The 15,674-nt window shown below is 37.0% G+C and carries 14 protein-coding genes and 2 pseudogenes; 14 read left to right on the forward strand and 2 right to left on the reverse strand.

What is annotated here, in order from left to right; all coding sequences use genetic code 11:
• Positions 1-8: 8 nt before the first annotated feature.
• Complete coding sequence (locus LEUM_RS04955) at positions 9-956, forward strand: KAP family P-loop NTPase fold protein (protein ID WP_011679764.1); 948 nt, start codon at positions 9-11, stop codon at positions 954-956.
• Here LEUM_RS04955 and LEUM_RS04960 read toward each other — a convergent pair.
• Both LEUM_RS04960 and LEUM_RS04965 read right to left on the reverse strand, forming a co-directional pair.
• Positions 953-1,354 (reverse strand): annotated as a pseudogene (locus LEUM_RS04960) (IS6 family transposase); the annotation flags it as partial. The gene LEUM_RS04955 and the pseudogene LEUM_RS04960 overlap by 4 nt on opposite strands.
• A 210-nt stretch (positions 1,355-1,564) precedes the next feature.
• Positions 1,565-2,011, reverse strand: a complete 447-nt coding sequence (locus LEUM_RS04965) for a ribonuclease H (RefSeq protein ID WP_011679766.1) — start codon at positions 2,009-2,011, stop codon at positions 1,565-1,567.
• A gap of 237 nt (positions 2,012-2,248) precedes the next feature.
• On the opposite strand from LEUM_RS04965, the gene LEUM_RS04970 reads away from it, so the two are divergent.
• The 13 genes and pseudogenes from LEUM_RS04970 to LEUM_RS10955 all read left to right on the forward strand — a co-directional run bounded on the left by LEUM_RS04970 (position 2,249) and on the right by LEUM_RS10955 (position 15,666).
• Positions 2,249-3,775 (forward strand): ABC transporter permease/substrate-binding protein, encoded by a 1,527-nt coding sequence (locus LEUM_RS04970; RefSeq protein ID WP_011679767.1) that lies wholly within the window; start codon positions 2,249-2,251, stop codon positions 3,773-3,775.
• Positions 3,776-4,747: an ABC transporter ATP-binding protein gene (locus tag LEUM_RS04975; protein ID WP_011679768.1), complete on the forward strand. Its 972-nt coding sequence runs from the start codon at positions 3,776-3,778 to the stop codon at positions 4,745-4,747.
• Positions 4,748-4,824: 77 nt separating this feature from the next.
• Complete coding sequence (locus LEUM_RS04980; RefSeq protein WP_011679769.1) at positions 4,825-6,156, forward strand: dihydrolipoyl dehydrogenase family protein; 1,332 nt, start codon at positions 4,825-4,827, stop codon at positions 6,154-6,156.
• Between the two features lie 131 nt (positions 6,157-6,287).
• The gene (locus tag LEUM_RS10695) at positions 6,288-6,449 is read left to right on the forward strand and encodes a hypothetical protein (RefSeq protein WP_011679770.1); all 162 of its coding nucleotides are present in this window, start codon (positions 6,288-6,290) and stop codon (positions 6,447-6,449) included.
• Positions 6,446-6,922, forward strand: a complete 477-nt coding sequence (locus LEUM_RS04985; protein ID WP_011679771.1) for a 5-methylcytosine restriction system specificity protein McrC — start codon at positions 6,446-6,448, stop codon at positions 6,920-6,922. Before LEUM_RS10695 ends, LEUM_RS04985 begins: the two co-directional genes overlap by 4 nt.
• Positions 6,923-7,721: 799 nt before the next feature.
• The gene (locus LEUM_RS10340; RefSeq protein ID WP_011679772.1) at positions 7,722-8,867 is read left to right on the forward strand and encodes an AbiH family protein; all 1,146 of its coding nucleotides are present in this window, start codon (positions 7,722-7,724) and stop codon (positions 8,865-8,867) included.
• Positions 8,868-8,980: 113 nt separating this feature from the next.
• A complete protein-coding gene (locus LEUM_RS10700) occupies positions 8,981-9,130 on the forward strand; it encodes a hypothetical protein (protein ID WP_010289718.1) in 150 nt (49 codons plus the stop codon).
• A 264-nt stretch (positions 9,131-9,394) separates the two neighbouring features.
• Positions 9,395-10,360: a hypothetical protein gene (locus LEUM_RS04995; protein WP_041775240.1), complete on the forward strand. Its 966-nt coding sequence runs from the start codon at positions 9,395-9,397 to the stop codon at positions 10,358-10,360.
• Between the two features lie 97 nt (positions 10,361-10,457).
• Positions 10,458-12,428, forward strand: coding sequence for a P-loop NTPase fold protein (locus LEUM_RS05000; RefSeq protein WP_011679773.1), 1,971 nt, complete (start codon positions 10,458-10,460; stop codon positions 12,426-12,428).
• Between the two features lie 84 nt (positions 12,429-12,512).
• On the forward strand, positions 12,513-13,295 hold the full coding sequence (locus LEUM_RS05005) for a hypothetical protein (protein ID WP_011679774.1): 783 nt from the start codon (positions 12,513-12,515) through the stop codon (positions 13,293-13,295).
• A gap of 65 nt (positions 13,296-13,360) precedes the next feature.
• Positions 13,361-13,573, forward strand: a complete 213-nt coding sequence (locus LEUM_RS10950; RefSeq protein WP_080506300.1) for a hypothetical protein — start codon at positions 13,361-13,363, stop codon at positions 13,571-13,573.
• 47 nt (positions 13,574-13,620) lie between these two features.
• A complete protein-coding gene (uasX, locus tag LEUM_RS05010; RefSeq protein WP_011679775.1) occupies positions 13,621-14,682 on the forward strand; it encodes a serine-rich aggregation substance UasX in 1,062 nt (353 codons plus the stop codon).
• Between the two features lie 35 nt (positions 14,683-14,717).
• Positions 14,718-15,666: pseudogene (locus LEUM_RS10955) on the forward strand (conjugal transfer protein).
• The last annotated feature ends 8 nt before the right edge of the window (positions 15,667-15,674 follow it).

Here is a 15,674-nt window from a genome sequence, read left to right on the forward strand (position 1 = left end):
AGGAAAAAATGTTCAATCCTGATGTTCCAATTAAATCATCCAATGATGATCTACTCGACAGAAAACAATTTGCTAAGCAGCTAGCTCGATCAATTTTAGATTATAAGCAGAGTGATAGTTTTAACATTGGCCTGTACGGCAAATGGGGATCTGGTAAAACTTCTGTGTTAAACATGACAGTGGAATACTTATTAGATTTAAGTAAAAATGATGTAAACAAACCGGAAATTATTAGGTTCAATCCTTGGATGTTTACGGACGAAAGCCAATTAATTAATCAATTTTTCAAGCAACTTTCAAGCAATTTTATAGGAAAAAAAGATAAAAAGAAATTAGGAGATCAATTACAAATATTAGGTGATGTTTTGGGATTAACAACGTTTGTCCCAGGAGTAGGGATTCTAGGTACAGCTGCCTCTAAATTACTAAATATTTTCGGAAAAACATTATCAAATAGTGCGCTAAATAAAAATATACAGAAAATTAAAGATGATTTAGTTTCTGAAATTAAAAAAAACAATATAAAATTTATTATTTTAATTGATGATATTGATCGGTTGTCAACTATCGATATCCAAAGTGTTTTTAAATTAGTCCAGTCTATTGCCGATTTTCCTAATACCATTTACTTATTAGCTTTTGATTATGATATTGTAACTCGTGCTCTTGAAGAAGTTCAAAAAGATAATGGAGAAAGTTATTTAGAAAAAATAATACAAACACCTTTTAATCTACCTGTAATTAGTGAAGTAAAAATAACGCAAATTTTTATTAGTGAATTGAATAAGATATTTAAAAACATACCAGAAGATAAGTTTGATACTAATGCTTGGGCAGAACTTCTACATGGGAGCATAAGTTATTATCTTCAATCATTAAGAGATTTAGCGAGATTAAATAACACTATCGGATCTGGTGCAAACAGTGTGAGAGATGACCATCTAACCAGCTATTGATCAGTGACTAATCGATCAGGCCGACCATTGGTCGTCAAGAGACGCTTCAAAAAGTGATAGGATGCGGTATAATCGCGGTGTTTTCGTAGCTCAAAATCCATGGTCAAACCGTTACTGTCAATAGCGCGATACAAATAGGCCCAACGGCCTTTAACTCGAATATAGGTCTCATCGATTCGCCAACTTTTAGCGTGAGCTGTTTGATGCCGACGCCATAGAGCCTTAAAGATGGGGCCATAGTGATGAACCCAACGCATGACCGTGGTGTGATGAACAGTGATACCCCGATCCCGAAGCAATTCAACGATGTCACGATAGCTGAGACTGAATCTGAAATAGTAGCCAACGGCTACTAAGATGATGTCCTTTTGAAAGTGGCGTCCCTTAAAGTGATTCATGCGCGCAATCCCTCGTTTCTTGGCACCCAGTATACTAAAATCAAGTCAGCGAGGAAAATTTGCACCAGAACCGAAATAAGCTATATGTAGAATTTGTTGCGATATCGTAACAGTAGTTATGAAGAAATTAATTCAACTAAATAAGCCGACCGTCAAGTATACGATCGGCTTATTTATGTCCAAAATGACTGAGAGGAAATGAGTTCGATTTTATAGCTTCGTCATCACCGCCGTTAGCGTAGTCGTTGCGGTGGTCATCGCGGGATCGTCCACGGGGTGGTAGGTGATGGTGAGGTTGGGAAATTCTTCGATAATGGGAATCAGCGTTTGCCATTGGGGTAGGTCTGGTTGGTCGGCTTCGGGAACGTCCCAGTTGTTTTGCTGCCAGCTTAAATAACGTTGTTCGCTAATAACCGCCGCCACTTGTTCAGTTGTGGTGTGAATATGAACGGGTAAATCATGACGTTTCAACGTGGCGAGTGCGGTGGTCAGAGCACTCAAGGCCAGTGAAGTTTCGGTATGTCCGTAGCCACCGTCGTTTAGCGCTTTTTGATGGTCAGCATATCTCAGAATGACGACCCAGGCAGCGGGGGTTGTTGCGGTGATGTTGGTCGATTGGTGGTTGGTACTTGCAAGGTAAAGATGAATCGTAGCCATTGTTGGGGCCTCCTTAGTGGTAATGATAATCCATTGAGTGGTTCATCTAATAGCTTTGTAAAAACTAGCCAGCTTCATTTTAAATTAATGAATAATTTTAATGTGAAACTACAATAGTTACAAAATTTAGTGAATTGCCGGTGCGTATTACTATGATTTTTGGCGGATTATGCTACGATTAAATACATGGATAATTAAGAAGTTATTAAGCAATAAAGGTGAGCACTGGAGGTTAGCATGCAGACATTAATACAGACGTTTATAGATCGACGCGGGGATTTGCTGACTGCGCTATGGCAACACTTGGGGATTTCATTAGCATCATTAGTCATCGCAATGGTAATTGCGATTCCGTTGGCTATTTGGGTCGTTCGACGACCACGGTGTGCCGAGGGATTATTACAGCTCACGAGTGTCTTACAGACGATTCCGTCTTTGGCACTGTTAGGGTTATTGATTCCGTTAGTTGGGATTGGAACGGTGCCAGCAGTAATTGCGCTGGTGATCTATGCTTTACTGCCAATTTTTCAAAATACTTATTTGGGTATCTCAGAAATTGACGCCTCAATTGAAGAGACCGCCGATGCCTTTGGGATGTCACGAATGCGTAAGTTGTTTAAAGTTGAACTACCCATTGCCCTACCACAGATCATTTCTGGGATTCGGACCGCGCTCGTCTTAATTATTGGGACGGCTACTTTGGCCGCTTTGATTGGTGCTGGGGGTCTCGGGACCTTTATCATGCTCGGTATTGACCGTAATGATACCTCGTTATTATTGATTGGGGCTATCTCATCAGCATTGTTAGCAATTCTGCTGAGTGCGCTCGTTCGGTGGTTTCAAACGGCTAAACCACGCCACGCCTTAATTGTCTTTGTCGGTATTTTAGCTTTACTAGGTGGTGGCGGGGCTTATAGTGTTTATGCCAATCGAGTTGAAACAATTACGATTGCAGGTAAACTCGGTTCTGAACCAGAAATCTTGATTAATATGTATAAGCAGCTGATTGAAGCTGAAGATGAGCATGTTCATGTGACGCTCAAGCCTAACTTTGGCAAGACCACGTTCTTATTCAGCGCGTTAAAGAATAATCAGGTTGATATTTATCCTGAATTTACTGGCTCGGTGCTGGAGACCTTAGGTAAGGGGAATAACCCAGCTGGTCAAACAGCTAACCAGACCTATCAGCTCGCCAAACAGCGCCTCGCTAAACAGGAACAAATGACTTACTTGAAGCCGATGCAGTATAACAATACGTACGCATTGGCAGTGACTAAGAAATTTCAACAAGAACATCATTTGAAGACAATCAGCGACTTAACGCAAGTTGAATCGATTCTGAAACCCGGAATGACCCTAGAGTTTATTGATCGTAATGATGGCTTAAAAGGAATCAAGAAGACTTATGGGTTAGACGTGACTGCAAAGTCGATGGAGCCGGCGCTACGCTATGAAGCTATCAGTAAGGGGAAAATCAACTTGGTAGATGCCTATGCGACGGATAGTGAATTACGGCAGTATCACTTGGCCTTATTGAAGGATAACAAGCACTTCTTCCCAACGTATCAAGGGGCACCGTTGATGAAGACGAGCTTTGCCAACAAACATCCTAAGGTCGTTAAAGCGTTGAATAAGTTAGCAGGAAAGATTTCAGAAACTGATATGCAAGAAATGAACTATGAAGTCAATGTTAAGAAGCAGTCCGCTTCGACGGTTGCACATCGCTATCTTGTGAAGCACGGTTTATTGAAGGAGGGACGTTAAATGACAACGGCAATTGAATTTCAACACGTCCAGAAAGACTTTAATGGGCAGACCGTGATTCCCGACCTTAATTTAACGATTGACCAGGGTGAGCTATTTATTTTGGTAGGGACTTCTGGGAGTGGCAAAACGACGTCACTTAAAATGATCAACTGCTTAGAGCCATTGACGGCTGGTAAAATCCTAGTTAATGGTACTGATACAACCACGATACCAGTCCGAAGTCTACGGTGGCAAATGGGGTATGTCTTACAGCAAATTGCCTTGTTCCCAACGATGACGGTGGCGCAAAATATCGCCGTGATTCCAGAAATGAAAGGGACAGCTAAGAAGGAAATTAATCAAACGATTGATGAGCTATTGGCGGAAGTTGGCCTCGATCCAAAGGAATACCGTGACCGGATGCCGTCAGAATTATCCGGTGGTGAGCAGCAACGCATCGGTATCTTACGGGCGATTGCGGCGCAACCAGATATTGTTTTGATGGATGAACCATTTAGTGCGTTAGACCCCATCTCGCGGCAACAATTGCAAGACTTGGTCTTACGGCTACACGCCCGCTATCACAACACGATCGTCTTCGTGACGCATGATATGAATGAGGCGTTGAAGTTGGGTGACCGGATCGGTGTCATGCAACACGGTCAGTTAATACAAGTCGATACGCCGGCTGCTCTGGCTCAGCATCCAGTGAACGACTTTGTGCGGAACTTCTTTGGCGCGAGCCGAGCTAAAAATGTCTATGATGTCTACGTTGGGCGTGTAGGGCTTATTCAGGGTTATCTCACAGAAAAACCCAGTGTTGCGAGTGGTCGGATTCAATCGTTAGACGTTCAAGCCACGTTACGCACCGCCTTTACGGCATTGACAGATCACGATTATGTGGCGGTCACGGAAGAAAATCGGGTTGTTGGCTATTTGGATAGCCAACGAATCGTGGCTTACTTGAGTCAACATGAAGAAGTATCTTAATCGTCAATTAAGGATGAATCAGTTACACTAGGTTGTGATAATTGATGGTCGCTAATGAATTTAAGGAGGAATTTCGAATGGCGGAACAGTACGATGTTGTTGTGATTGGTGGTGGACCAGCCGGCAATGCCATGGCTAGCGGATTAAAGGCTCAGGGCAAGACAGTGTTGATCGTTGAAGCGGATCTGTGGGGCGGCACTTGTCCTAACCGCGGTTGTGACCCTAAGAAAATCCTATTAAGCGCCGTCGAAGCGCGACAAGCAGCGCAACATTTACAAGGGCAGGGCCTGATTGGTGCGCCCAAAATTGATTGGCCAGCACTGATGGCGCTTAAACGAGGCTATACGGATGGCATCAACGATGGGACGTTGAACGGACTAAAGGGGCAAGATATTGCGACGTTACATGGTCAAGCGCACTTTCAATCCGACAATCAGTTAGCGGTCGGGGATCGAGTAGTCAGTGCGACTGATTACGTGATTGCCACTGGTCAGCGTCCGGCGATTCTACCGATTACCGGGCACGAATACTTTAAGACGAGCACTGACTTCTTAGATTTGGACCAGATGCCTAAACGCGTGACATTCGTAGGTGGTGGCTACGTAGGCTTTGAATTGGCGACGATTGCGAATGCCGCTGGCGCTGATGTGCACGTGATTCATCATAATGACCGCCCGTTAAAAGCTTTTGATGCAGATTTGGTTAAGGATTTGATGGCCGCAATGACGGCTGATGGAATCACGTTTGACTTGAATACGGATGTCCAAGCAATTACTAAAACGGCGACCGGTCTACAATTGACAGCTGATAATTTCGAGCTGACAACGGATCTGGTCATCAGCTCAGCGGGACGGATTCCGAACGCGGACCAGTTAGGTCTAGCCAACGTGGGCGTTACCTTTGATCGGCATGGGATTCAAGTCAACGATCATTTGCAGACGGCCAACCCGCACATTTATGCCATTGGGGATGTCAGCGATACACCGGTACCGAAGTTAACGCCAGTTGCAGGTTTTGAAGCGCGTTATCTGGTCGGTGAGTTGACGCATCCCGGCGCAGCCATAAAGTATCCCGTTGTGCCAACGCAGGTTTTTGCAGCGCCCAAGTTAGCGCAAGTCGGGATCAGCGCGGCCGCGGCGACTGAGCATCCAGATGAGTATCGTGTCAATACACTTGATATGACGAAGTGGTTCACTTATTACCGCTTTGGCGCACAACAAGCCCAAGCTAAAGTAGTGGTTGCTAAAGCGAGTGGGCAGGTTGTGGGTGCTACCCTTCTAAGTGATGTTGCCGACGAGATGATTAACTACTTCACGTTGTTAATTGAAAAACACGTGACTTTACCAGATTTACAACGGTTGGTATTGGCTTACCCAACGCCGGCTAGTGACTTACAATATTTGTATTAATGTGTGGTTGAATTAAATCAACGTCCTCGCAAAGTGTTAAACTATGAAACCCCATATGAAGTATTTTTTGACAAACCGTTGCACTTAGTTTGACAATTCGCCGGAAGTAAAAAGCCTTTGACAAATTAGCAATGCCAGATGATCTGGACGACAGTGTTAGAGAGCAAGCTATTGAAAAATTAAAAAATTCAAATAGTGAAATTTCAGCAACGGAGGAGTTGAATGATAACTATCACATTGGCCCATATTATTTGATGGTAAATGTCTTTGGGAAAAATACATCAATAAGTTGATAAGGGAAATTTTCTATCATCTAAAAAATAAGTCAGGTATCGATGCGCAGCAATTATTTTCAAAAAGCAACAATTTTTCCAAAATTGGACGAATTTATCCTGATTTTATTAGTAAAAATAGTAACAAAAGAATAATAGCAGACGCTAAATATAAACCCATTAAGAACATTGCAAATAAAGACTATTTACAAGTTTTGGCATATATGTTTCGATTTAATGCCAAAATGGGGTTTTACATTTATCCAGCAAACAACAACGAATCAGAATCAGATCCTGAATCCAAAATGTATTTGAACGAAGGAACCACTTTTGAAAATAATGTGAAGCATCAAGAAGATATTATTATCACAAAATTGGGTTTGATAATACCGGACAATAAGGGTTTAACATATTATGAGTTTTCTCAAGAAATGAAATTGAACGAAACCCAACTTGTAAAATCGATAATTAATGATCAAGATGTTGGCTACTAATTACTTTTATTCTGATCTAAAGTAAAGTATAGATATCCTACTACGCACTTGGTAAAATATCAGTATTTCACTAACTACAGATCGCATACTTTTTGGTACGTGAACATTAGATTATTTGTTACTTTGGGGGTTGACCGGAGTCTGTAGAATAATAAGCATAAGGTTTGATATGGGAGCTGAAATGCTTCTGTAACATACCTTGTGCTTATATTTTTGTCAAAAAGGCTTATTTTATTAAGAAAACCTAAAAAATGCAAAAAAGCACAAAAAAAGACCAGCCAGTGGCTAGTCGATTATGTACTTTGAAAACTAGATATAAAAATTGATTACTATAAAAATAATGTCCCCACGACCTTATTAAAAAAATCAAATTTGCTTAACTAATCTTCAATAAGATAATTGTAAAGTATTTTGTGAATTATAGCAATCATGGTTGGCTATGTATTAGCTAACTCGGAGCCTCTAAAAGAGTGAAGAGAGAACAGTCTAGTATGGTTACGACAATCAACGTAATTTGTTACTCCGTTAGAAAAAATCACAGTACCGATGCGATGTGTAATATTTATTAGCGGATTTATTACACCAAAGGCTCTGTGTCAATGTAAAACAAGACCTGTGAAAATTAATAAATTTATTCAGAGAATTAATTATTATATTTTGTTTAACATTGTGCTTGATTAAATAGCAGTAAATAGTGTCCCCAAATATGTTGAAGTATCATAATAATTAATTCATTAATACTTTTCAATTCATATCTACAAGAGTATAATCTTTGTAAAATAATGGTGGTCCTATAAGTATGCAACGTGAAGAACAATTAATTATTATTGGAAATGGCTTTGATTTAAATAACGGTCTAAACAGTTCATTTAAAGATTTTTTTGAATGGGTAAATACTGGTTTAGATGAAACATCGCAACGTGTTTGGAATTCTAATTTTTGGAATGAAGTATTTCAAGTAGTTAAGCTATCTGATCCAACTTGGTTCGATGTAGAAAAGCAAATTGGTGGAGTTATCAAATATTTGCAGCAAGAATTTGCAAGAGAAGAATATTTAAAACCTACTTTTAAAGATGACTTTGGCCATGTCAAATCAGGACTTTTTCGTCACATAATAGAAAAATCGGAGAAAATTTATTTTTCAGCTGAATATGATACAAATCTAACACTTAATCAAAGTATTCTTCACTTGATTGCTACAAATGCTAACTTTATAGGTGATGTTAGAAGGCTGCCTACATCGGTTGATGAAATTATGAAATCTCTGTTTTCTCAACTAACTTATCTTGAAAAATTACTTAATATGTATTTATTACAAGAAATTGATAAAAATCCAGAGTACTCAAAAATAACTCAGCAAAAGATTTTTACTCTATCCAAATTAGCAATTGATAAATCTGATTATAGGGTTAAAGTTTTATCTTTTAACTATACTCCTATTAAATTTGATCCTGATACACATACTTTACCAATTATTGTAAAAAATGTTCATGGTGAATTAACACCTGCTGTTAGGGGCGACTCTAATATTATATTGGGTATTGATCAATCTTTGTTGTTTAGTGATGGAAATGTACAGTTTTCAATCGTTGAGTTCACTAAAACGTATAGAACTTTATTCCTTCAAAAACATGTTACTGTTACTGAAAGTTCGTTCATAAACAAGCACATTAAAGTTGTCAAGTTTTACGGCCACTCGCTTGGTTCTGCTGATTATTCTTACTTTCAGTCAATTTTTGATGAATTGGATATTTATAATCGAGAAGTCTACTTGTTTTTTTATTATTCTAATTATGATGAAGTTGACAGAGGACCCGAACAATATGAAAGAGTTTATCAACTTATGTCTGACTATGGTATGTCTATGCAGAATGTTTCTCAAGGTAAAAATCTTCTGCATAAAATGCAGTTAGAAAACAGAATTTCAATAACGCCATTAACGTAGATAAGTGAAATAAATTAATTACCGGAAAAATTCAAATTGCAAGGAATATTAAGTGAAAACGACGACGTTTTTGCTTTTTTATTTGGAATTAAGAAAAAATAGGATTTCACATCATGGTTAATAAGTTTGGTAAGTTTATCACTACAAGTAAAAGTACCGGAAAGCTCACATTTGCTGAGTGTAATTTAGTTGGTGCTAATGCAGTTATTGCCAAAAAAGAATGTACTTTGTGTGAATTTTTTGATTTAAATACTGAAACATAACCAGATTAGCAAAGTCAAAATGACCCTTATGTGTTCGGAATACGGAAGCGATGTGCACATACTTTAGATTATACGTTGCACAAAAATTAAAGCACGTCTGTGTCAATTGGATGCGCTAAGCCTAAAATTAAAATTCAGTGATATACTTTATATTGTTAATGGTTTTTATTTAATTCAAGTGATTCAAGAATAATATAAAAATCAAACATATAATATAATCGTGAATACTTTCAATCAACTTAATTATCTAGTAGGGTGACTAATATGAAGTTATTAAAACACAATGTTTTTTTGTTAATAAATCTTTTCAGACAATACTGGAAAGATACTGTAGTTATCTTTCTAGGCTTATTATTTTCAGCATCTGCAATCATATCTTTTTGTTTAATACTAGGTGTTAATATTCCAATAGTTCATACACCTCAAATTTCTTCATTGAAAGATAAAATAACTGTCTCTTTGTCATTTACAACAGCATTATTTGCAATTACTTCTTTTGCGATTAACTCTAACAATACCTTCAAAAAAAATAAACTTGATGCAGACTTCATGCGTTCTAAATACTTCAATTTAAAATTTGAAAAGTTTGTTAATGATAATGAATTTAAGAAACAGTATGATTATCTAGTCTACGTTGTTCAAGATATGACAAGTATGTATGATGAAAAGCATGAAACGAAAGTCCCCATTTTAGGAATGCATGAACGAATTGAGAGTAAAGACGAAGAATACTTTTCTTTTCTGAATGAAAGAATATCATTCACAGATATTGAAAAATACGAAAAGACTCATGCTGGAAAACTTTTACATATTAAAAACAATATTAGTAAAGTTTTTAATCAAGTTCATCAAGATAGTTTGTTATTTGAAGCGCTGATCAAAAGTTATAATCTGAAAATGGATACCAAATCTCAAGAATTACTTTATACAAGTAAATACAAAAGTGAAATATTTATGGATTCTTATGCGAAAGATGATGATTATGCAACAATTAATTATCAAATTATTCTTGAGATGTGGCAAGTGTTGCTGATTATCCAAAAATTTGGAGAATTGGCCTATGAAATAGTTCAATCAACGGCCATGTTAATTCAATATTCTAGAAATTTTTCAATTGACTCAATTGAATTAGATGATGTAAATTACATTTTCAAACAAATTGAAAGAAATAAGGAAATAATGAACTTTATGCTGAGATCAGATAATCAAAAGCTGTCAAAATTAAATTAGTATGATAATATTTAATTTATTAGTGCCAATATTTTAGAGTATTTATGCTCTGTTTTATAACAAGACAAAATGATTAATTGAGAAATGAGAAACCGTCATGGGTGAGAGTCAATTCAATAAAAATTTTTTTGAAGATGAAATTGATACCAATCAATCAGCAAAAAATTTCACTAAACTATTAGAAGGAAACCAAACGATCTTCCTTAATGGAGAATGGGGCACGGGAAAGTCAACATTTCTAAAAAATGTAGAAAAGCATTCTATTAAATTTCAAAAAAAAGCGTTCGTTTATATGGATTTATGGAGAACTGATAACAGCCAGTCTTTAATAACATTTGCATTTAGAAAACTTATTCCGTCTTACTACTGGCTTACTCGCTTATTCATTGTTTTCAGTATTGTTATATCAATTTTGATGACCGGTGTTATAAAAATACCTTTTAATTTTATGGTATTTAATGATTTGTGGAACTTTATATTTAATCTTTTTTCTTATTTTAACATTGTTCCAATTCTTAATTTCATATCTATAGCGGTAACATATTTGTTTCTTCCTATAAATTTTTTAGGCATTCTTCTAGTTCTTTTCGTGTCAGTAAGTCAGTTATTAAAAATTAATTACTTTGGTTTTGATGCATTATTTTTCGGGAAAAAAGTGCCAAAAAATAAGGTGTTAGTGATAGATGATTTTGACCGGCTCCCTGAGCCAAAACAGAAAGACGCATATAAACTTTTAAGCCTACTGAATGGCAAATTGCCTATAATTTTTGTAGGAAGTTACGATAGAATAACAAAAGATCCGGAAAATGAAATTTTTTTAAGCAAAATTATCGATAGACGTGTTGAGTTACCAATTGTCACATGGCCAAGTGAAATATGGGCTACTGTTTTCCATTTTGTTAATACAAAATTTGGTATTATTCTTTCAGAGGAATTTAAAGAAATATTCATTAAGGAGCAAAAGAACCTCAGAGACCGTGCACATTTTCTTGATTATATGCACCAAGAACTATTTGTTCGAAATAAATTGAATCATGTTCAAATTGAGGAGCAATTAGCTATCATTTATTCGTACTTGTTTCATTCTCGAGTTTATAATAGATTGTTGATAAACAAAGACCATATTTCAGTAATAATGACGGAATTGCAAGGATCAAAGGACCCTTTTGAAGTAATGTTGTCTTCGCTTCTAACTAAAAATAATAACCAATATCCTGTTGGGTTTATAAGAAATCCAAGTATTTATTATTTGTTTGAAATCCCCACAAACTTAACTACATCAGAAATCGAATTGCAACTTGAGGATCCTAATAAATTAAATCAACTGTTGATGTCAAAGTCCAATTCTGATTTTTATAATTATATTATTTCCTATTTTCACAACTTGAATAAGATTAGTCAAAGCAAACTTTTCGACACCGCTTTAAATTTGTTTAATAATCAGAATAATAGTGACGTAATAAAATACCTTGTGTCTGAGAAAAATCAAGAAATTCTTCCATATAACAAACCAATTAGTGTTGGTAATGGCAGTTTTGCATATTCTGTTCCAGATGAATTGGTCAATAAGTCTGACACAGAAATATGGTTAATTCGTTACGAAAACGGGAGAAAAATACTGGAAAGTGCCAACTTCGATATTTCTCAACAATTAAAATTTTTTGTTACATTTAGCTTGTCTGGCTTTAAGCGCCTTAGTATTTACTATAAAGATGTTTCCTCCATAGTTCAATCTTCTATAGTGAATGACTATGTCTCACCAGAATTCATTTTGTTGGAATATATCTCGCAGCTTGACCAATGGTATTTGTTTTCACAATGGGAAGACGCAATTTGGCAGTATATTGATAAATTACCTGATAATTCATTATTAAAGTTTTTAGAGATGCAAGATGTTATTAAAAATACCGGGAATTTAAGTTCAAAAAATTATGAATTAATGAAATCATCACTCGATTTTGATACTGACTTATGGAGGGACAATACTCTAGTAATCGAAAAGATTAAGAATAAATTAGAAAGGTTAGCAAATGAAGATTATAACTTTACAGAAATCAATAACAGATAAAAAACAATAGAAAATCATTACAAGCAAAGATAGAAAGTTATTTCTAACTTTGCTTTTTATTTATAAAATAGGAGAATTTACATTATGGTTAATAAGTTTGGTAGTTTATCACTACAAGGAAAAAGTATCGGAAAGCTCACATTTGCTGGGCGCAATTTAGTTGGTGCAAATGCTGATGTGGCAGTGGCAATGTTGAATGTGAATAATACATTGAATACTGAAAATGTCACACCACAGGCTGGTTTTGATTTTAGTATGGCTTTTGGCACACCACTAAAACTGATCGATGCAAAAATTATTGCTGGTACTGCTCGCAGTAACCAAAGAAATGGCGCTCGTGTTGCCACTAAGACAGGTACTTTGTTACCTATGTCTGATGCTAAAACAGACACTTTGCCAGAAGAAGAATACGATGCCGTATTCGTATCAGGTAAAGACAAGACACCACATGGACGTGTGCGAAGTGCTGATGCGTTTGATAGTCATGATTTAGTTTTGTTTAGGGTTACACCTAATTATAAAACCGACAATCGTGGCGAAGTTGCTCGTGATGATTATGATGAGCCAATTATTTCAAATTATCAGTTCAACTTTATTCAACAAAGCAAATCAGGCGATGTTGGCAATGATGATAACATTGTCCGTATTTTGGTTGACCCAGCAGAAAGTGAACGCTTGCAAGCTGGTTTGAAGCCGGGGGACAAGTTAGTGCCACAAGGTTTGAAGTTTGCATTTGCTGGTAATGATGCCACTGATTGGACGGTGTATGCTGACACGTTAGTTGCACTTGATGAAAAGGCAACCGAAAAGCCAGCATCAAATCAAAACAAGGCAACTACTACTCAAGCCGACAAAGCAAAAGGTTAATAGCTTAATAATATAGTAGAAAGGTTAAAGGCTGATTAAACAATCGGTCTTTTTTAGTTGTTACAATGGCACAGAAAATGATTTATTTTAGCTTTATGTTTGGGGTTTGGCTCGTCCATGTTGGGTCTGTGTTCCCTATATTTTTACTCTTTATGAGTTTGGGTCAATCACTACATGTCGCTATGATAGTTGCCAGTGTTTTGACTTTTTTATTTATTATCGTTCAAAGAACCTTTAGAGGTTTACATTTAATCAATCAATTACAAAAGAATATTTGAGAGAAAGGGTAGGTTACTAGATTAGTAGCCTTTTTTATTTAAACATTATGCAAAATTCAAAAAAGTATAAATTATACAAATCTGGTAAGCTCTGGGCGGTTGGGGCGGTTGCAGTAGCTGGTGTTGCTGTGAGTGCTAACACTACACAAGTTAGTGCTGATACTGTACCAACCACAACTGATGCTAGTACAGCACAATCAGTACAAGCAACAACTAAGGCGTTGCCACAAGTTAAGGCAGTTGTACTAAGTGCATCAGCTGATGTTGTGAGTGATGCCAGTTCAACCGTAGATGACGGTACGACCGTTGACAATGGTGGCACATCAAACAATGACGGTACCACAGTAGATAATGGTGGCAGTTCTTCATCATCTGATAATGGCGGTTCCGGTTCATTAAGTGACAACAACGGTGGCGGTTCTTCGTCTGACAATGGCGGTTCTGGTTCATCAAGTGACAACAACGGTAGTGGTTATTCGTCTGACAATGGCGGTTCTGGTTCATCAAGTGACAATAACGGTAGCGGTTCTTCATCAACAGATGACGGGACAACCGTAGATAATGGTGGTAGTTCTTCATCATCTGGTAATGGCGGTTCAAACTCATCAAGTGATAACGGTAGTAGTTCTTCATCTGATAATGGTGGTTCAGGTTCTTCATCAAACAACAATGGTTCATCACCAAATGGTGGCGGTACGGATAGTTCAAAGACTGGTGGCAATGGGTCATCAAGCGATAATAACACTGTTCCACTAACACCAACAACGCCTGATACAAACAATCAAGGCGATGTCAACCATGATAAGCCAGTTGAAGTAACACCTGATAATTCAGGAAACGTTGTTGATTTACCAACACAAGTCGCAAGTGTACCTAGTGTTGCTCGTGCAGTTGAAGCCTATAATCAAGAACTAATAGCTAACGACAAAGATGCGACAAAAGCACCAGTTGTTGAAGCAAAGCAAAAACTTGATGATGCCGTAGCTAAAGCATTGCCATCAACACATGCCACAGAAAAGTCATCTATGGGTGGCAGTGGTATCTTAGCATTGGCAACGTCTGGTTTAGTTGCTTTAGGTGGTTTGATTTACAAGCGTAAGCATCTGTAATAATGTGATGTAAAAATAGCGAAAGGGGGTGTGAAATGCGTGGTCTCCCGAAACTCAAAGTGAATTTTGAGTATGAAAAGAAACAAAAAGATAAAGCGGTAAAAATTCCAAAAGCACATGTTTATAATTTGAGTAAAGTACGTAAAATTGTTGTTGGTCTGTTGATTATCTTAGTGCTTTATTTTGCCTATGTTTTAGTCTTAGCCAATAGTGTTGCGATTAAAAACCGTGAATTAAGGCATAACATTACTTATCTTACAACTAGACTGGATAAAGCCAGTGCTGGGACAACCAGTTATAACCCAATTGTGGGACAATACTTGGCAAACTTTGTGACAAGCTTATTATACGTTTGATAAGACAAAAAGTGATGCTTGGTTAGATAAGGTTACGCCTTATTTTGCTAAGAATGTCACGTTATCATCATCGACTAATACCGAAGATATGAAGCTGTTACAAGCTAAATTGAACGGTATTTTTACTGTGGATAGTATCAAAACGGCACAATATAATCTCACAATTGATAATGAAGGTAAGCAGAACGCTATGATCGTTAATGTACCTTATACACAAGATAATGATAAATTGACTGTGATTGGTTTACCTTATGTGGCTAATGAGATTGATAGTGTTGGTCAAGTGGGTAAAGCTAGATTTGATAAGACTGGTAAAACAATCAATGACGAAGCGATCACGGCAAAGGTTCAAAAGTTTACCAAGCAATTCGTACAAAAATATGTTTCTAGTTCAACTAAGGATATGTCATTATTCATGAATAACCCTGTGGGCTTAGATAATGCAGTAGATTTGGTTAACCTTGATGAGAGTGATATTAAAGTCACTGGTTCAGCAGATAAGCCAATTGTCACTACTAAAATCACAGTTAAAGTACATGGTTCAGATATTACGCAAGTGCAGACAATTTACTTAGAACTTAAAAAACAAAATTCTACGTATTTTGTCACAAAGTTTTTACAGGCTTAGAAAGGAGG

The sequence above is a fragment of the Leuconostoc mesenteroides subsp. mesenteroides ATCC 8293 genome (genome assembly GCF_000014445.1).
Lineage (GTDB): Bacteria > Bacillota > Bacilli > Lactobacillales > Lactobacillaceae > Leuconostoc > Leuconostoc mesenteroides.